This window comes from Desulfatiglans anilini DSM 4660 (assembly GCF_000422285.1).
GTDB lineage: Bacteria > Desulfobacterota > DSM-4660 > Desulfatiglandales > Desulfatiglandaceae > Desulfatiglans > Desulfatiglans anilini.
Window position 1 is genome coordinate 35,060 of record NZ_AULM01000001.1, and the last position, 17,881, is coordinate 52,940.

Below are 17,881 nucleotides of genomic sequence, written 5' to 3' on the forward strand. Positions count from 1 at the left end.
TTAAGCGGCTTCCAAATCACGGCGTGCCGCCATATCAAAGAGGACACGCTCCCTGGCCTTGTCAATGCCAAGGGCCTTACGTTTCTTGTCGATGTGAGCGATCATCTTGTGGGCGTGCTCATAGGGGTCGGCGACCAGGTCCCACATACCGCCATAGATGTCCTCGAGCTCTTTATAGAGGTAATTCTCGAAGACCGGCGCACCGCTCACGGGAAGGGTCACGCCAAAGACCGTGTAGACGCCTGATACCACGAAATAATGGCCGATGCTGATGGCCTTTTCACTCATCCACTCCGGTGCAGAGCCGGCTGCCGGGAGGTCGCTGATGTCGTTGCCCAGGCCGCCGGCCTTCACCACTTCGGCTGCAGCCATCAGGATGCGGCTGTTGTCGACACAGGAGCCCATGTGCAGGACGGGCGGGATGCCGACGGTCTCGCAGACTTCGGCAAGACCCGGACCACAGAACACCTTGGCGGATTCAGGGGTCAGGAGGCCGGCCTTCGCGCAGGCGATGGCATTGCAGCCGGTCGTCAAAACGATGACGTCGTGTTTGATCAGCTCCTTGACAACGGTCAGGTGACCCTCGTTGTGAACGGTGCGCGCGTTGTTGCAACCGACGACACCACCGATTCCGCGGATCCGGCCGTTGATGATGTTGTCGTTCAACGGGGTATAAGAAGCGCGGAAGGTTCCTCCCAGATGGTAGTTGATCGCCTCGTAGCTGAAGCCTGCGACCAGGTCGGATTTTTGGTCGGGGATGATGACCGGCTTCGACCGATTGGGGAAATTCTCGATGGCTGTCCGGACGATTTTCTTGGCATCCTCAAAAGCGGTGTGCTCGTCGAATTCGATGTGAATCGTGTCACCGGAAGCGATCTTGGCCCTCGGGTTCGTCGTGATCACTTTGGTGTGGAAGCACTGTGCGACGTTGGCGATGTTTTCCATGATGCATTGCACGTCCACGACCATGGCGTCGACCGCCCCGGTCACGATGGCGAGTTCCTGCTGCAGAAAGTCGCCGCAAAGCGGAACGCCGTGGCGCATGAGGATCTCATTCGCCGTACAGCATATCCCACCCAGTTGGATGCCATGAGCTCCCTTTTCTTTGGCCAGCTGCACCATTTCGGGAAGCTCGGCCGCCTGGACGATCATTTCGCTCAGCAGGGGTTCATGCCCGTGGATGACGATGTTGACATGATCTGCTTTCAGAATGCCAAGATTGGCTGAACTCTTGATTGGATAGGGGCAACCGAAAAGAACGTCCTGCAGGTCCGTGGCGATCATGGATCCGCCCCAGCCGTCACCGATGGCGGCCCGGCTGCACTGCTCGACGATATTCTCGTAATGCTGGTCCACACCGATGTGGGTCCGATGCATGATCTCCACGATTTCCCGGTCGATGCCGCGGGGCACCACACCGAGTTTCTTCCACAGTTCGTAGCGGGGCACCGGGGCCCGCTTTACAGTACAAACCTCACCCTGCTGCTGGCCCCACTGGCCGAGGGCGGCCTCGCCGACTTCCACGGCGATCTCGTCGATGTCCCGGTCGAGGACCTCGCCGTTCTCGCCCTCTACGGTGATGTCGACCCCGAAGTCAGGCGCGATCTCGAGAAGCTTTTTCGTATCGCGAATGTGATAGTCGTGCGTTTCTTTCCGCGCGGCTGCTAGGAAGGTCTCGGCGACACCCCGCCCATGGTCCGAGTGGGCTGCCGCGCCGGCGGCGACCATCCGGGCGAAATTTCGTGCGGCGATCGTTTCCGCGGTGGCACCGCAGAGGCCTTTGCGGGTGTCCTTTCCTTCGACTCCGCCCTTGGGGAGCGGCAGGCGGCAGGGGCCCTGAGCGCAGTTCTTGCAGCAGGTCCCCTGAACCCCGATATTACAGGGCTTCATGCTCTGGGCGCGGTCGAAAATGGTCTCGATCTCGAGGTCCCAGGCCCTCTCGATCATTTGGGCGCTCGCCGGGTCAACCGTCAGGTCCTGTGCCCTTACCGGGGCTTTTTCTTTCTTGACTGCCTTCTTGACTTCTTCAGTCGTCATTTCGGGGTTCCTCCCTTTATTTTCGGAATAATCCGTGGCATTTAAGGTTGGTTAGCAGTTAAATACGCTTATGAATCCTGTCAATATTGGCCATCATGCGGTCAACCATGCCCGGCTGCTCCTTGGCAGCCGTCTTGCTGGTTACGGTGCTGACCTTTCGCTCCCCAGCGGCCTTTTCGCGCTCCAAGGTCCGCTTGTACCTCAGGGCCTGCAGTTCCTCTTTTTCCTTCGCTTTCTGCTCGTCAGCGGCTTTGGCTTCGGCCTCGGCCTTTTTCTTTGCCTCGGCTTCAGCCTTCGCCTTGGCTTCCGCCTCAGCCTTCGCTTTGGCTTCTGCGTCCGCTTTCGCTTTCGCCTCCGCTTTGGCTTCTGCATCGGCTTTGGCCTTGGCCTCAGCCTCAGCTTTGGCCTTGGCCTCGGCTTCGGCCTTCGCCTTATCTTCGGCAGGGGGCGCTGCAGGCGCGGCCTTCGGTGCCGCAGCGGCGGGCGCTTCCTTTGTCTCTTTTTTCTCCACAGCGGGTTTCGCTTCCTTCTTTTCCGGCGCCGCCGCCTTCGCGGGCTTTTCTTTTGCAGGGGCTGCGCCTTCACCGAGTTCAAGATTCGGCTCGGGGGACAAAGCCAGCAGGTCGGCTTCCTGCAGTTCAAGCTTTTTCGCGATGGGCTGGACGTCCATCGCCATACCGCCGTTCAATGTCAGATCGATGAAAGAACGGACAAGGCGGACGGACTCGGGGTGACGGAGAATAACAATATCCGACCCCGCAAGCAGGTAGCAGACAGCAGCGACCGATTCCATCAGGATCGCACGGTTTTCCGGATCCCCCAAAGTGGGGGCGTCCTGGATGGTCTGCCCGGCTTCTTTGCATTTCCAAACTTCGTTGCCGATGTTGTTGATCAGGGGCAGCTGGAGCTTATCGTCTTCCTGAGTCAGAGCCGCCATGCGGATACGCTCCATGACTGAATAACTGTACTCCAGCCCGTACCCGAGACCACCGGTGGTCGGATCGATCAAGATCTTCTCGCTGGAAACGCCAAGGTTGCCCAGAAGAATATTGAGCTGCTTGGCAAGGTTCACGTCAATGGGGGAGGAAGCTACAATGCATTGGCCATATCCGAGAGCGCTTGCCCCCACTCCCTTGTAGTTGCCTTCCTCTATGGGCGAAAGCGCAACATTCTTGCCTTCGCACAGCTCGGAAATCTTTTTGAGAACCGCTTCATCCTTCTGATTATTGGCGGTTCCCCAGACTACCAGAGGCACGTCAACGGCGTCGGCTACTTTTTTGGCCACCTGTGCGGCCTCTTCCGGACTGCGGTCCATGCCGTTCGGGTCCGTGCTCTTGAGCTGCAGAACGATCAGGTCGGCTCCATACTCCGTAACGCACTTTTTTGCCCATGCTTCTGCGGAGGCGATGACATCCTTAAACGGTTCCACCGCTGCAGCCGGCCACTCCTTGCTGGGATCATAGTCCCAGATCTCCATGGCGATCTTGGGCGGGTTGGGCGCACTGCCTTCAAAGGTGTAAAATGGATAGCTATCCTGCCCACCAAACTTGAGTGCGCCGGAACCGGTTCCAACGGTCGTTACCCCTATCTTTCCTGAGTAGGGTTGCTTGGGAATTTCAAAGGCCAATTTTCTCTACCTCCTTCTTGGATTTAATCACAAAACCTGTGACTGCCCGTTAACGTGGTTTCCATTCCGAGAGAAAGCAATTCTCACTCAGCGGTACATCTCTAAACCGATTTCACATTCCGACAGAGTCGGCGCGATGTTCGAGGGGGCGCTCCGAATAATTCGTAGAACGAGGACGGCAGGGTCTTTTGCCATGCTTTTCCATGAACTCCGAGGGCGCATGATCGGTACCACTGGGTGAAAATGGCTCTTTCTCGATCAGACCGGCTTTTATTTCACGATATAATCCCTGGGAAGGCCTCCACGCTTATGGAGGAGGATGAGGCAGGCCGAAAGATCTGCACTTTGTTGCCTTACGTCTCATTCAGCTTCCTTTCCCAAGATCATTGTGAAAAATAGAACAAAACAGGTCAAAAAAATATGTCTCCGCCAGCATGAGAGAGAGACCTTCGGGGCTGTAAAGTATGATGAAGATAGCCAGCTTGTCAAGTCATTTTTGCTGTAATTCAAAGGGCTTCGTCCCTGGACCTTGATCCAATATATAGTGTTTTTCTGATCTTTAATACAATATATTGTTTCAAAGCCAGGGACTTGCGTACACATCTCTTCCTGCGGTTTTGGCTTCCGGAAAAAGCCGACCGTTCCCAACGGACATCGGAAAAACGAAATTGGGGATGTCATGCATCCATTCACGACCGGCAGCCTCCCTCTCGAACCCCCAGCTCGGCACTGAGCCGGTTCAACGGCGAGCAAAATCCCGTACCCCATCCTCCGGGAGCAAGCTGATTGCAGGCTGCACTTTCCGGACTGTCCAGGAACTGCGGCAAGGTTTGCAGCCGCAAGATGGGAACCATCCGCTGCCTGCCCCGGAGAAAATATCCCGAGTGAAGAGAAACGGCCTTCTCAGATCAGTCCCACCGCTTCGCGGCGGATCCCGGTTTAACTAATATCAATGAAACCAAGCGCTTGCGCGGAGGCGGCCTGGTGGTCGCCACACAAGCAAACGTGCAGATGGACGCCGAGATTGGCCAAAAAGACCATTTCAGGATGGATCTAAACTATTTTTTCAAAGATCGCGTAGGAGGCCTGCAAGGCCTTGCTGTCCCGGCCTAAATCGAATGTTGGCCGTCCTTGAAGGTCGAAGGCTTGAACCAGCGGATCCTCCGGAACAATACCCAAAAGCTCGAGATTGTAGCTCTTCACGGCCTCTGCAACCGCCTGCTCTTGACCTTCCCGCGCCTGGTTGACCACCAGGCATTTTCGTCCGATCCTCAAATGCAATTCCTCAGCGAGTTCAATAATTCTGGCTGCTGCCTGGATCCCCCTTCGTGTACTGTCCGAAACAGCCAGAAGCACGTCGATATTATTCGTTGTTAGACGGCTCAGGTGCTCCATGCCGGCCTCATTGTCAATCACCACATAGGGGTAGTTGTCCACCAACTTTTCGAGATACTGGGTCAGAAGCGTATTGGCCGCGCAGTAGCAGCCGGCTCCCTCCGGCCGGCCCATGACAACCAGGTCGAAACCCTTGGCTTCGACAACCGCCTCCTGAAGCTTCATCTCCATGAAAACATCCTTCGTCATACCCGAAGCCACACCTTTTTTCATCTCTTCCCGTGCTTCCCCGAGCGTACCCTCGATTTTCAGTCCCAATACCTCGTTCAGATTGGCATTGGCATCGGCATCAACGGCGAGAACCGGTGTGCGGCCGGTCTCAACCAGAAATTTGATCAGCCAGCCAGCCATGGTTGTCTTGCCTGTTCCACCCTTTCCAGCCATTGCAATCGAATAACTCATGCGCCTTCCCCTCTCCAAAAAAATATTTGATTTTATAGCAGAATTTTGGTAAAAAGTAAAGATGTCAAGAACTTCTGGAACAGCATTGAAATCACCTCGGAAACCGTTGACTGCCCTATGTGGAACCACGTTTACCAAGCCCTGCGACAGGAAATCGATCCAGATGAATTTCATACCTGGCTTGGTCAAGTAACCTTGAGAAGCCTCAAGAAAGATCGTCTGATTCTCTCAGCGCCGAACAAATTTGTGGCAAGCTGGATAGCAGACCATTATATTCGACAAATCCAGGATACATTCAAGAGGATTTTCGATCTCACCCCCAAGATTGAGATCGAACAACGATCCTGCCCTGCTTTGGAAAAGCCCTCTCCCGCCGCTCTATTCGAACTCCCTCAGGGCCGCAGGGTCGCGGCTGCCGACCAGATGTACACCTTCGAAACATTCATCGAAGCCGAAGAAAACCGATTTGCACGCACCCTTTCCATCCAGATCTGCGAAGACCCGGGGAAGGATTACAACCCCCTTTATATATTTTCCGCTCTGAGCGCAGGAAAATCCCATCTTCTTCGTGCCATCGCCCACAGACTGCTTACGAAGGCGCCTAAAACCCGGTGTCCGTACCTGACCGCAGACGCATTCACTGATTCCATGGTGCATGCTTCCAGAAATCACCGCCTCCCTGAGTGGAGGGCGCAACACGAAGCATTTGATGCGCTTTTACTCGACGACATTCACTGTTTCGAAGGAAGGGAAGCCTCTCAAAAGGAATTCTTGCGACTCTTCGACGACTACCAGCAAACGAACCGTCAAATCGTTCTAGCCGCGAACCAGCCCCCCAACCATCTGACCAAGATCATCCCGGAGCTCCGATCCCGGTTACAGTGGGGTTTATTTGCCGAGATTCTTTCCCCGAGCCAAACCTTGAAAATGAACATTTTGAAAGCGAGCCCCCACCTGGGCCTATTCGAAATTCCCGAGGACGTGCTATTTTTTCTCGCCGGAGATACGCAAGATCTCAAGACATTAGTCGAGCGCTCCATTGCTCTTGCAACTCATCTTTCTCTTCAAAAGGGCCCCGTAGACCTGGCTACCATACGCACCGTCATCAAGCGACCCCACGAAAAATCGATTTCCGTCGCCCATATCCAGGAAATCACCTCTGGTCACTTCAGGATACCGGTCTCCGAACTCGTTTCCGCCAGCAAGACCAGGCGCACGGTCTATCCAAGACAAATAGCCATGTTTCTTGCGAGAAAATGGACCAGCCTCTCTTTCAAAGACATTGGCAAAGCATTTGGAAATAAAGATCATTCGACCGTTGTCTATGCTGTACAACGAATTGAAAAACTGAAATTGTCCGAAACCGCTGTGCTCGATGATATCCGAAAAATCGAAACCTCGCTGGTCTAAGAACCCAGCACGCCGGGCTCTATGGAACACTTGCATATTCAACTACATCCTGGGAAAAAGGGGCATTTTTGCCAATCTCGATATGAATCTGCACGCTTGTTGATGGGTAATTTACAGCTTTCATCACTACAAGCGCTTTATTATAAATTATTTCCAAAAAAACTCATTTCAGGGCTGAAACCTTTGCCTGCTAGCTGCTCTTTTCCCGATGATCATCAACAAAGTGGAAATTTTGGAGACATTTTTTCAGTATGGGTGGCAAAACCTTTCATAACTGTTTCGCCTTTCTGAAACCGACACCGTTTTTGTCGAGACTGTTCTGAGAATCAAAAAATGTGGTCAATCTATATTTTCTGAAATATCAAACTTTTATAACATTTTTCAACAATTTAACCTTTTGTATTTATCTTTATAAGTTGTAAATATATAAAACAATAATAATCAGACCACCCACAGAAAAAGCGACCGGAGGGAAAGGCATGGATATCAGTATTGACAGGGATGAACTTTACAAATCGATTGCCAGGGCGCAGAGTATTATAGAACGAAAAAGCAATATGCCGATCCTGTCAAATATTCTTCTGACCGCTAGAAATGGAACATTGTTTATTTCTGCCACAGATCTTGAATTAGGATTTCAAAACGAAATTCCGGTTCAGATAAACACTGAAGGAAATATCACTATTTCTGGCAGAAAGTTGTTTGAAATATTGAAGGAAGGAAAAAATAACAATATAAAAATACAGAAAAAAGAAAATAACTGGGTGTTTATTACAGATGGTTTTACGCGGTTCAACCTCGCTACATATCCTGCTGATGAATATCCTGTATTTTTCGAACCGGATGAGATTGAACTGGTCGATATACCTGGTGCTTTGCTTTCTGAAATGATCGAAAAGACGGTATACGCCGTTAGTACGGATGAGGCAGGGTATAAGCTTTCGGGGATTTTTATCCAACGGGTGTCGAGACAGGGCAAAGTTTTTTTGAGAATGGTAGCTACCGATGGACATCGCCTTTCCCTGATTGACAAGCCTTTTTTGGCGGCCGAGAATCTCGGTTTGGGTAATGGACTGATGGTTCCCAAAAAAGGGATGCTTGAACTTGGGAAAATGGGGCAGGATGGTGGATCCGTCCTGCTGGGCTTCAAGGATAAAAATTGTGTAGCGAGGAAGGAAAAGGCGTTACTGGTGATTCGCTTGCTGGAATCCAAGTTTCCCGATTATGATGCGGTCATTCCGAAAGAAGCGGTTTCGTCGGTCGAGGTGGCCAGGGCTGATCTTCTTGACGCGATGAAGCGGATGGTGATTTTGAGCAACGAAAGATATAGGGCTGTAAAGATCGCCTTTGAAAACAACCGAATGGAACTCGTATCGACGAATCCTGACCTGGGCGACGCCCAGGAGGCTTTGGATGTGGTTTTTCAAGGGGAACGCGTGGAGGCGGGATTCAATCCACGTTATTTTATCGATATTTTGCAAAGTATGGAGAGTGAGAGGGTTTCGTTGGGATTTTCGGACGAATCGAAGCCTTGTACGTTGAAAGGCGAAGCTGATAAAGGATTTCTTGGTTTAATCATGCCAATGAGGCTGTAAGAATGAACAAGCAGATGAATTCGTATGGCGCCTCCGATATCAAAGTTTTGGAGGGATTGAAGGCGGTCAGAAAACGGCCGTCGATGTACATCGGTAATACTGGACCGGAGGGGCTCCATCACCTCGTATATGAAGTTGTCGACAACAGTATTGACGAAGCGCTCGCCGGCTATTGCGATCAAATCGATGTACATCTTTTTTCAGACGGCACGGTAGAGGTAGTCGACAATGGACGCGGGATACCGGTCGAGATGCATGAGGGCGAGCATTTGCCTGCGCTCGAAGTGGTCATGACAAAACTCCATGCGGGGGGAAAATTCGACAACAAGACCTATACTGTTTCTGGTGGTTTGCACGGTGTCGGAGTCTCCGTTGTCAATGCGTTGTCAGAGTTTCTCGAAGTGGAGGTCTACCGGAATGGCCATGTCTACCATCAACGTTATGAAAGAGGAGAGACAAAGAGCACACTGAAGGAACTGGGAGATACGGAGCGTACAGGAACGAAAATATGGTTTCGCCCCGACTCGACTATTTTTGATAATATTGATTTTGATTTTGAAACATTATCGAAGAGAATGCGAGAACTCTCATTTTTGACAAGCGGTGTTCGCATTAGAATAGCGGATGAAAGGATTGGTAAAAAGAAGGAATTTCATTACCAGGGAGGGATAAAAAGCTTTGTCGAGTATTTGAACAAGAATCGCGAAGTTTTGCATCCAAAGCCTGTTTATATCACTGGTACGAAAAGTTCAATTATCGTTGATGTGGCATTTCAATATAATAATTCATATAAGGAAAATATATTCACATTTGCAAACAATATTAATACACGTGAAGGTGGAAGTCATCTGAGCGGGTTCAAGGCGGCACTTACGCGTAGTATTAACTTGTATCTGCAGAATTCGCCTTTGTCAAAAAATTTCAAAGAAAAGCTGTCTGGAGATGATGTCAGAGAAGGTTTGACGGCGGTCATCAGCGTGAAACTCCCAAACCCCCAATTCGAGGGACAAACCAAGACGAAGCTGGGAAACAGCGATGTAAAGGGATACGTTGAGACACTGGTGAATGAGGGTCTTGCGGTATTTTTTGAAGAGAATCCGTCTGTGATCAAGGCGATTCTAGGAAAGGTGATAGACGCCGCCAGGGCGAGGGAGGCGGCGCGAAAGGCGAGGGATCTCGCGCGTCGCAAGGGCATCCTGGCGGACCATTCGCTGCCTGGCAAATTGGCGGATTGTCAGGAGAGGGACCCGGGAAAAAGCGAGATATTCATTGTGGAGGGTGATTCTGCCGGAGGTTCTGCAAAACAGGGGCGGGACAGACGCTTTCAGGCGATTTTGCCACTGAAGGGAAAAATCCTGAATGTCGAAAAGGCAAGATTCGACCGCATGATTTCGAGCGAAGAGATCCGAACCATGATCGCTGCGCTCGGAACGGGTATCGGCGAAAAGGATTTCAAGGTGGAATCCCTTCGTTATCACAAGGTGATCATTATGACAGACGCGGATGTAGACGGGGCGCATATTCGAACGTTGCTGCTAACGTTTTTTTTCAGGCAGATGCCGGACGTACTGGAGCATGGATACCTCTATGTAGCGCAGCCGCCCCTCTATAGAGTCGTCGATGGAAAGGTTGAAACTTTTCTGAAAACGGAAGTTGATCTGCATCGTCTGCTGTCAAGAAGAATTGCTGAAAGGGAAGCCTTGGTCGCGGAGGATGGAGAAAAAATCAGGGGTGAGCGGCTGCGGGCACTGCTGGAAGGTCTGGCAAAATTCTACGACGGTGTTCGGAGTTTGACGCGCAAGGGGTACAGTGTGAGGTTTGTCGAGTTTCTGGCTGAACATGATGGAGAGGACAAGCGCCAGTTCAAGGAACCGGATGCGATGCTCGCCCTTGTTGAAAAACTAGGGGAGAGGGGATTTCAGGTCGATGATTTGAGGCAGGATGAGGAAACCGGTTATTACCATTTTACGGTCAGGGAAGCGGGAAATGGGGGTCAGCCTTTCACTGTTGACTGGGAGTTCCTGTCGTCGCCTGACCTCCGCAAAGTGCTGAGTGAAGCGAGGCAATTCAGGTTTGTGAGCGGAAAAAGATTCAAATTGGAGGGAAGCGATGAGCAGAAAGTAATAGATAGCCCGAAGGATCTGCTGGACGAATTGACGGACCGTGGAAAAAAGGGTTTGAGCATACAAAGGTACAAAGGGCTTGGTGAAATGAACCCTGAACAGTTGTGGATAACGACGATGAATCCCGAAAAAAGAACTCTATTACAAGTAAAAATTGAAGACTTTGTTGAAAGTGATGATATTTTTACCATATTGATGGGTGACAAGGTAGAGCCAAGGCGGGATTTTATTCTGAGGCATGCAGGAGAAGTGTCGGATCTCGATATTTAGATCATACGGAAATGATCTTTTTGGCCAATCTCGGCTTCAATCTGCGCGTTTGCTTGCGCGGCGACCGCCAGGTCGTCTCCGCGCAAACGCTTGATTTTCCTTATATTGGCCAAACCGGGACCCGCCGCGAAGCGGAGGGACTGAGCACCCGAAGGGTGTGAAGAAAAATTCTCATTTCTGGATCGAAAATTGGATTCTACCGGGAAAGCATTTCCGTTTAGCGCGTCCAGCATTCTGTTATCTTGAGGATAGGTTATCTTGTCAAAATTTAGCTATAAGGTAAGATATGGATCTTGATGTTAATATCGGTGCTGTAAATATCGAAGAGGAGATGAAGCGCTCATATCTTGAATATTCAATGAGCGTTATTGTTGGCAGGGCCTTGCCGGATATTCGAGATGGTTTGAAGCCTGTTCATCGTCGTGTTCTTTACAGCATGCACGAATTAAGAAATTATTTCAATAGAGCGTTCAAAAAATCCGCTCGTGTAGTAGGAGATGTAATCGGTAAATACCATCCCCACGGTGATGCTGCTGTTTATGATACGATCGTTCGCATGGCGCAGACATTTTCAATGCGCTATGTATTGGTCGACGGGCAGGGTAATTTTGGTTCGGTAGATGGTGATCCGGCTGCCGCGATGCGTTATACCGAAGTGAGAATGACGCAGCTCGCCCAAGAATTTCTTTCCGACATTGATAAGGAAACGGTTGATTTCACCGAAAACTATGATGGCTCGTTGCTGGAGCCTGTTGTTTTGCCGACGACGGTGCCCAATCTCTTAGTGAACGGCTCTTCGGGTATTGCCGTGGGGATGGCGACCAATATCCCTCCCCACAATCTCTCCGAGGTGTGTGAAGCCCTGGTAAAGCTGATCGATCATCCGGAAATGGAGGTGAGGGATCTCATGCGATGGCTCCCTGGACCTGATTTTCCGACCGGGGCATTCATTCTTGGCCGAGCCGGTATCCTGGAAGCCTATGGCACAGGACGCGGGATCATTCGAATTCGGGCGCGGGCCTTTATCGAAAAGGCAGGAAACGGCCGAGAGAAGATCGTCATCTCTGAGATCCCGTATCAGGTCAATAAAGGGAAGCTGCTCGAGAAGATGGCTGAACTTGTGAAAGAGCGAAAAATAGAGGGCATCTCCGAGATCCGTGACGAATCGGACCGGGAAGGCATGCGGGTGGTCATAGAGGTGAAAAGGGACGGCAACCCCATGGTCGTACTCAACCGGCTCTATAAGTTTACCCAGATGGAAGTGTCGCTCGGAATCATTATGCTGGCCATTGTCAACGGCCAGCCTGAAGTCCTCACTTTGAAGAAAGTGCTCGAATATTTTATCGCGTTTCGCAGAGAGATTATTATTCGACGAACGATTTTCGATCTCCGCAAAGCCGAGGAGCGGGCGCACATCCTGGAAGGCCTCAGGAAAGCACTGGATTTTTTGGATCAGGTGATCGAAATGATTCGATCTGCGTCGGATCCGAAGGAAGCGAAGGAACGTTTGATAGGTGAATTGGAACTTTCGGAAAGACAGGCACAGGCCATTCTGGATATGCGGCTCCAACGGTTGACGGGTCTCGAGCGTGAAAAAATCAACAATGAATACGAAGAGCTTATCAAGAACATCGAGCGATTCAGGGCGATATTGGGCAATGAGCAACTGGTGCGAGAGATCATCAAGGAAGAGCTGGAAGGGATTCGGGCCAGGCATGGTGACAGGCGCAGGACGGAGATCCTCGAAGACGTCGAGGATCTGGATATTGAAGATTTGATCGCTGATGAAGAGATGGTGGTCACGATCAGCCATACGGGGTATGTAAAGAGAAGCCCTGCCAGCTTGTACCGGGCGCAGAAACGTGGTGGAAAAGGAATGACGGGCGTCAAGACAAAGGCTGAAGATTTCGTCGAACTGCTTTTTGTCGCCTCCTCGCACGACTATCTTCTGTTTTTCACGAATAAGGCGCGGGTGTACTGGCGCAAGGTGCACGAGATTCCGGAGGCAGGCCGGGCATCTCAGGGGAAGGCGATTGTCAATCTGCTGGATCTGCAGAAAGATGAAAAAGTGGCCACGATTCTGCCCGTCAGGGATTTTGAGCAGGGAAAATATGTGGTAATGGCGACGTGCCAGGGGTTTGTCAAGAAAACCGATTTGACGGCCTACAGCCGGCCACGGACGGGCGGTATTGTTGGATTGAAGATCAGGGAGGAGGACGAACTGATCGGTGTGCGTTTGACGAATGGAAATCAGGACATCTTTTTGACCACGCAGTTCGGGAAATCGATCCGTTTCTCGGAGGAAGAACTGCGGCCGATGGGCCGGGTTGCCGCCGGGGTTACGGGGATCCGTATGGACCCCGAAGATCGAGTGGTCGGGATGGATGCTCTGGACGAAGGCGCAACGATCTTGACGGTCACAGAAAATGGGTACGGGAAGAGAACCAAAACAGAGGAATACCGTCGTCAGAGCAGGGGCGGCAAAGGTATTCTGACCATTAAGACTACAGAAAGAAATGGTTTGGTGGTTTTTGCGTATCAGGTGAGTAATCAGGATCAGTTGATGCTTATGACAGGGCAGGGAAAGATCATTCGACTCCGTGTTGCCGATATTTCGACTATCGGTAGGAATACCCAGGGTGTCAAGCTCATTGATTTGGCTGAGGATGAAAAGGTTGCAGGGGTTGCCAAGGTAATGGAGGATTGATTAAAACACGCAAGCTTGCGCTGTTTTTCAAGATACATTGTATTTTTAGGATTTAGCTGGTTTCCATCCAGAAATGAGGATTTTTTTCACACCCTTCGGGTGCTCGGTCCCACCGCTTTGCGACGGGTCGCGGCTTCTTGACGCGCTGCGTCTGCTTAGCCCCATCGCTGCGGGGCGGGTCCCAGTTTGGCCAATATCAAGAAAATCAAGCGATTGCGCGGAGGCGACCTGGTGGTCGCCGGACCAGCAAACGTGCAGATTGACGACGAGATTGGGCCAAAAGACCACTTCGGGATGGAAAATAGCTAGATGGATTATCTATCGGCTTTTTTATGCTGCTTGGAATTAAGGGAGGGGCTTGCCGGGATGTCTGATATTTCCAAGGTTGCTGTTATTGGTGCTGGAAGCTGGGGAACGGCGCTCGCGAACTTGTTGGCTGAAAAGGGATGTGATGTAAAGTTATGGGTGAGGGAAGAAGAGGTCTGTGAGCAGATCCGTGTCAATCGTGTCAATCGTGTCTTTTTGCCTGATATCACGCTCTCGGACCGGCTCGAGCCGGTCCGTTCCCTGGCGGAAGCGGTGAGAGACAGGAAGGTTGTGCTGCTCGTGGTTCCTTCGCATGTTTTTCGGGAAGTCCTCCACCGACTGAAGGAGTATCTCGCCTCTGATGTGATATTGATCGCCGCCACGAAAGGAATCGAGAACGAGACCCTGATGCTGATGTCCGAAGTTGCCGAAGAGGTCTTGGGAGAAGAATGGCGGGATCGATTCGCTTGTCTGGCAGGACCGAGTTTTGCCAAAGAGGTGGCACGCCACTTGCCGACAGCGGTTACCATCGGGGCCCGTCAACTGGATTGCGCACAAAAACTGCAGCCTCTCTTCAATACGGAGTGGTTGCGCGTCTATGGCACCGCCGACCTGATCGGCGTACAGCTGGGAGGGGCCCTCAAGAACGTGATTGCAATAGCGGCCGGTGCGGCCGACGGATTGCATTTCGGTCACAATGCCAGAGCGGCGCTGATCACCCGGGGGCTGGCTGAGATGACAAGGCTCGGTGTCAGGCTGGGCGCAAATCCCCATACGTTTGCGGGTCTTGCCGGGATTGGTGATCTGGTGTTGACATGCACCGGTGATTTGAGCAGAAACCGGACAGTCGGGCTGGAAATAGGGCGCGGCCGGAAGATCGGAGAAATCACTGCAGGGATGCAGATGGTGGCGGAGGGAGTCAAGACCGCGCGTTCCGCTTATACACTTGCAGAAAAAATGAATGTGGAGATGCCGATTACGGCCCAGGTCTACGAGATCCTTTATGAGGACAAGGATCCGCACTCGGCTGTACGCGAGTTGATGAGTCGGCAGCTCAAGGTGGAGCTCGAGCACTGAAGGTGGAGGGAAACGAGATCGAATCTGGAAGTCTCCTGAATGTTGGAGCGGTCCTCGAAAAGCTTCGCGGCTCGAGCCTGTACAAACAGTTTCATTGGCTTGGGACCGTGCCGTCGACACAGGCGCTGGCCAAGCAAATGGGAGAGGAGAATGCTCCGCATGGGACCTTGGTCTGGGCGGAATATCAGACTGGGGGGCGCGGCCGGAGGGGTCGGATTTGGGAGGCGGCGAAGGGTGAGAACCTCATTTTTTCGCTTCTTCTCAGAAGCTCTTTTCCGGCAGATGATCTTTTTTGGGTCACTGCCTGCTTGGGGTTGGCGGTCTGCCAAGGCCTCGAGGCGGTGGCGAGTTTGGCGGGGATGATCAAATGGCCCAACGATATCTTCCTCGAGGGCAACAAGGTCGGAGGGATTCTCACCGAGGCGCGCTTTGACGGAAGTCTAACGCGCTATATCGTTTCTGGGCTCGGCCTCAATGTAAACTGGAATCCGCAGAAGGCCAAGGAAATGCCCTACCCGGTGACCAGCGTCAGCCGAGAAGCGCGCGCATCTATAAAGCGTGAAGATCTGCTTGGAGAGATTCTGCAGGGATTCGAACGAGAATTTTCGTTTCTCGAATGCGGGAAACGGCGTCATATCGAAGAAGCTTGGCTGAGCCGTTTCATCCTTTTCGGTAAACGCGTGATTGTAATACGGGATGACGGTGAATTCGAAGGCATTGTTACAGGCCTGAGAAAAGACGGGGCTCTTTTGATTCAACGGTCAAACGGCATAGAAGAGCCTGTTTTTGCGGGAGATGTATCCTTGCGAATGTAAATGGAGCTTCGACCGCCAAAAAGCTTATTCGCGCATCCTGGCGTAAATCTCGAGTTCTACTAAAGCGGCGACCTGCCGGGCACCTCCGCAAAAACATTAAATTTCGAGGATATCACCATTTTTTAAACATTTTTATTGCATATCGAGGGGAGGAGCATGTCTACAATTCAATTGAAGGGGGAAGATGTAAGGCAAGCAGTAAAATGGATTTCGGAAATTCTCAAGACCGAACCTGGGAGATCTCCGGCCAGGTTGATCGAGGAGGCGTCCATGAGATTTAATTTATCTCCTAAAGATGAACAGTCTTTAAGAAAGTTTTACGAAGAAGAATTCATTTAACGGTGATCAATTCTGCTCGGAAGAAAACGGATCGGAAGAAAAAGGGGAAGCGGCCCCTGATCTACGAAACTTATCGATGAAACGGAAGACAAGGGCGGAGAACAGTGCTGTAAAAAAGAATACACCCACTATTCCGGCAACCATTGGCAGCCAGAATCCCGATCGATCCATTTGTACGATGCCAAACCAAATGGAGATCACAGAAAGGGCAAGTAGATACAGCAAAGCAAAAGACAATGCCCCCGCGAGAAGTACCAAGGAATATTTAGCAAGGACTGAACGATTCACGATTTAGTAAGCTCTTCGAGTCTTTCGCTGATAAAGGCAATCTGCTTTCGAACGGTGTTATCGGTCTTCATTTTTTTCTCTACCAGCTCGGAAGCGTAAAGGACTGTGGAGTGGCTGCGGTTGATCCGTTTTGCAATACATTCAAGCGTTTCATCAGTAAATTTCCTACAGAGATACGCATAAACATTTCGTGGAAATGCAAAAACCTTTTTGCGCGATTTAGACTGTAACATTTCAGAGTCTATTTTGTAGTAGTGACATACCATCTTTTCTATATCTTTAGAGGACAATGATCGGTTTATTGTAACCAGTGATGAGAGAATTTCGCGAACAAGTTGCTGGTCAATCTTGACATTCAGCAGTTCTGATTTTGCTCTAATACACTTAAGGGCACTCTCCATCTGCCGTATGTCCCTTTTCAGCGCATCTGCCAGCATATTTATAATTTCTTTGTCGAGTTTGAGCCGATGTTGGTCAGCTTTCCTGGTGAGAATCCTTGTGCGCGTTTCGAAATCGGGTCGGCCGATAGTCGTGACGAGGCCTGAGGTGAGGCGCGAGGACAGCTCTTTCGACATGCTGGGGATATCTTTTGGGGGCATAGCACTGGTGAAGATGATTTTCTTTTTGTCGTTGGCAAGAGCATCCAAAGTGTGTCCCAATTCCGCCTGAGTTTTCTCCTTTCCACCAAGAAAATGAATCTCTTCAAGTAATAAAACATCGCAGCTTCGCCGGTATTTCTGTTTGAATTGATCTATCTGATTATTTTTCAACGCGACAACCATCTCGTTCGTGAAGTCTTCGGCAGTGACATAATTGACGCGCAAACCGGGATTCCCACGGAGCAGTTGACATCCGACCGCCTTCGCTAGATGCGTTTTACCCAGGCCGGTATTAGCCAGCATCAGAAGGGAGTGGTAATCCCAGCGCTCGTTCAAGGCCATGGCTTTTGAAGCGGAGTAGGCAAACTCGTTACAGGGACCCACTACGAAAGAATCGAAGGTAAAATCACCCAGACGACTAAGTGGCTTTGGACCAGTGGGGACCCCTATAGCGGGCAATGGGAGTTGCAGGGGTTCGTCTTCAGTTCTCGCGGGAGTTGAGCAAGTTCCGGCTGGTTGCACGCGAAGCTGGATCTCAGGTATTGCACCCCCGATTTCATGAAATTTCTTCTGTATGAGCGGAAGATAATTTTCGCTCACCCATTTTCGGGAAAACTTGTTCGGACAACCAAGGACCAGTTGCGTAGCATGATGGTTCAGACAAGTAAGCGGATTGATCCAGAGGGTAAAATGGTTATTCGGAAGTTCAGATTTGAGCAAATTCTTGACCTCCTCCCAAGTGGACTTCATGCGCTACTCCCGGAAAGTAAAATGTTTTGGAATATTCAAGAGGCGAGATGACGATGACAATCGAAAGCGTGGACACTGTTCTAGAAGAAACCCGCTTGCCTGTCAAAGGATGTCGGAGCCGGAGAGGATTTATGGTGCCCC

The 17,881-nt window shown here is 51.0% G+C and carries 15 protein-coding genes; 9 read left to right on the top strand and 6 right to left on the bottom strand.

The genetic code is table 11. The features are described from left to right. The 3 genes from cooS to H567_RS0100165 form a co-directional block, all read right to left on the bottom strand. Entirely contained in the window at nt 1-2,037 is a 2,037-nt protein-coding gene (gene cooS, locus H567_RS0100155; RefSeq protein ID WP_028319830.1) for an anaerobic carbon-monoxide dehydrogenase catalytic subunit, read from the bottom strand. Between the two features lie 58 nt (nt 2,038-2,095). Beyond that, the gene (locus H567_RS0100160) at nt 2,096-3,664 is read right to left on the bottom strand and encodes an acetyl-CoA decarbonylase/synthase complex subunit delta (RefSeq protein WP_028319831.1); all 1,569 of its coding nucleotides are present in this window, start codon (nt 3,662-3,664) and stop codon (nt 2,096-2,098) included. A 1,053-nt stretch (nt 3,665-4,717) separates the two neighbouring features. Beyond that, nucleotides 4,718-5,461, bottom strand: a complete 744-nt coding sequence (locus H567_RS0100165; RefSeq protein ID WP_028319832.1) for an ATP-binding protein — start codon at nt 5,459-5,461, stop codon at nt 4,718-4,720. A 117-nt stretch (nt 5,462-5,578) separates the two neighbouring features. On the opposite strand from H567_RS0100165, the gene dnaA (H567_RS0100170) reads away from it, so the two are divergent. From dnaA (H567_RS0100170) to gyrB, 4 genes are all read left to right on the top strand, one after another. Next, nucleotides 5,579-6,871, top strand: a complete 1,293-nt coding sequence (gene dnaA / locus H567_RS0100170; protein WP_153305992.1) for a chromosomal replication initiator protein DnaA — start codon at nt 5,579-5,581, stop codon at nt 6,869-6,871. 21 nt (nt 6,872-6,892) lie between these two features. After that, entirely contained in the window at nt 6,893-7,162 is a 270-nt protein-coding gene (locus H567_RS28295) for a hypothetical protein (protein WP_153305993.1), read from the top strand. Nucleotides 7,163-7,350: 188 nt separating this feature from the next. After that, nucleotides 7,351-8,466 carry a DNA polymerase III subunit beta gene (gene dnaN / locus H567_RS0100175; protein WP_028319834.1) on the top strand — a complete coding sequence of 372 codons (1,116 nt, stop codon included), beginning with the start codon at nt 7,351-7,353 and terminating at the stop codon, nt 8,464-8,466. 2 nt (nt 8,467-8,468) lie between these two features. Beyond that, the gene (gene gyrB / locus H567_RS0100180; RefSeq protein WP_028319835.1) at nt 8,469-10,859 is read left to right on the top strand and encodes a DNA topoisomerase (ATP-hydrolyzing) subunit B; all 2,391 of its coding nucleotides are present in this window, start codon (nt 8,469-8,471) and stop codon (nt 10,857-10,859) included. On the opposite strand, the gene H567_RS28300 is transcribed toward gyrB, so the two are convergent. Continuing rightward, nucleotides 10,856-11,092, bottom strand: a complete 237-nt coding sequence (locus H567_RS28300) for a hypothetical protein (protein ID WP_153305994.1) — start codon at nt 11,090-11,092, stop codon at nt 10,856-10,858. The genes gyrB and H567_RS28300 overlap by 4 nt on opposite strands. A gap of 53 nt (nt 11,093-11,145) precedes the next feature. On the opposite strand from H567_RS28300, the gene gyrA reads away from it, so the two are divergent. The 5 genes from gyrA (at nt 11,146) to H567_RS0100210 (ending at nt 16,103) form a co-directional block, all read left to right on the top strand. Beyond that, complete coding sequence (gene gyrA / locus H567_RS22220; protein WP_035252923.1) at nt 11,146-13,566, top strand: DNA gyrase subunit A; 2,421 nt, start codon at nt 11,146-11,148, stop codon at nt 13,564-13,566. 186 nt (nt 13,567-13,752) lie between these two features. Then, the gene (locus tag H567_RS29745) at nt 13,753-13,875 is read left to right on the top strand and encodes a hypothetical protein (RefSeq protein WP_279614957.1); all 123 of its coding nucleotides are present in this window, start codon (nt 13,753-13,755) and stop codon (nt 13,873-13,875) included. 57 nt (nt 13,876-13,932) lie between these two features. Then, nucleotides 13,933-14,949: an NAD(P)H-dependent glycerol-3-phosphate dehydrogenase gene (locus tag H567_RS0100200; protein ID WP_028319836.1), complete on the top strand. Its 1,017-nt coding sequence runs from the start codon at nt 13,933-13,935 to the stop codon at nt 14,947-14,949. 2 nt (nt 14,950-14,951) lie between these two features. Further along, nucleotides 14,952-15,764, top strand: coding sequence for a biotin--[acetyl-CoA-carboxylase] ligase (locus H567_RS0100205; protein WP_028319837.1), 813 nt, complete (start codon nt 14,952-14,954; stop codon nt 15,762-15,764). A 156-nt stretch (nt 15,765-15,920) separates the two neighbouring features. Then, entirely contained in the window at nt 15,921-16,103 is a 183-nt protein-coding gene (locus tag H567_RS0100210) for a hypothetical protein (RefSeq protein ID WP_028319838.1), read from the top strand. A 6-nt stretch (nt 16,104-16,109) separates the two neighbouring features. Here the strand turns inward: H567_RS0100210 and H567_RS28305 are convergent, their stop codons facing one another. Together H567_RS28305 and dnaA (H567_RS22225) are read right to left on the bottom strand one after the other, a co-directional pair. After that, on the bottom strand, nt 16,110-16,391 hold the full coding sequence (locus tag H567_RS28305) for a hypothetical protein (protein WP_153305995.1): 282 nt from the start codon (nt 16,389-16,391) through the stop codon (nt 16,110-16,112). Next, nucleotides 16,388-17,740, bottom strand: a complete 1,353-nt coding sequence (gene dnaA / locus H567_RS22225; RefSeq protein WP_035252926.1) for a chromosomal replication initiator protein DnaA — start codon at nt 17,738-17,740, stop codon at nt 16,388-16,390. The genes H567_RS28305 and dnaA (H567_RS22225) overlap by 4 nt, the downstream gene beginning before the upstream one ends. Nucleotides 17,741-17,881 lie beyond the last annotated feature (141 nt).

Bases quoted from the DNA above. Each gene is read 5' to 3' on its own strand.
- gyrB (WP_028319835.1), top strand. From the start codon at position 8,469: ATGAACAAGCAGATGAATTCGTATGGCGCCTCCGATATCAAAGTTTTG.
- H567_RS28295 (WP_153305993.1), top strand. From the start codon at position 6,893: ATGGAACACTTGCATATTCAACTACATCCTGGGAAAAAGGGGCATTTT.
- dnaN (WP_028319834.1), top strand. From the start codon at position 7,351: ATGGATATCAGTATTGACAGGGATGAACTTTACAAATCGATTGCCAGG.
- gyrA (WP_035252923.1), top strand. From the start codon at position 11,146: ATGGATCTTGATGTTAATATCGGTGCTGTAAATATCGAAGAGGAGATG.
- H567_RS0100200 (WP_028319836.1), top strand. From the start codon at position 13,933: ATGTCTGATATTTCCAAGGTTGCTGTTATTGGTGCTGGAAGCTGGGGA.
- dnaA (WP_035252926.1), bottom strand. From the start codon at position 17,740: ATGAAGTCCACTTGGGAGGAGGTCAAGAATTTGCTCAAATCTGAACTT.
- dnaA (WP_153305992.1), top strand. From the start codon at position 5,579: ATGTGGAACCACGTTTACCAAGCCCTGCGACAGGAAATCGATCCAGAT.
- H567_RS0100210 (WP_028319838.1), top strand. From the start codon at position 15,921: ATGTCTACAATTCAATTGAAGGGGGAAGATGTAAGGCAAGCAGTAAAA.
- cooS (WP_028319830.1), bottom strand. From the start codon at position 2,037: ATGACGACTGAAGAAGTCAAGAAGGCAGTCAAGAAAGAAAAAGCCCCG.
- H567_RS28300 (WP_153305994.1), bottom strand. From the start codon at position 11,092: ATGCTGGACGCGCTAAACGGAAATGCTTTCCCGGTAGAATCCAATTTT.
- H567_RS0100165 (WP_028319832.1), bottom strand. From the start codon at position 5,461: ATGAGTTATTCGATTGCAATGGCTGGAAAGGGTGGAACAGGCAAGACA.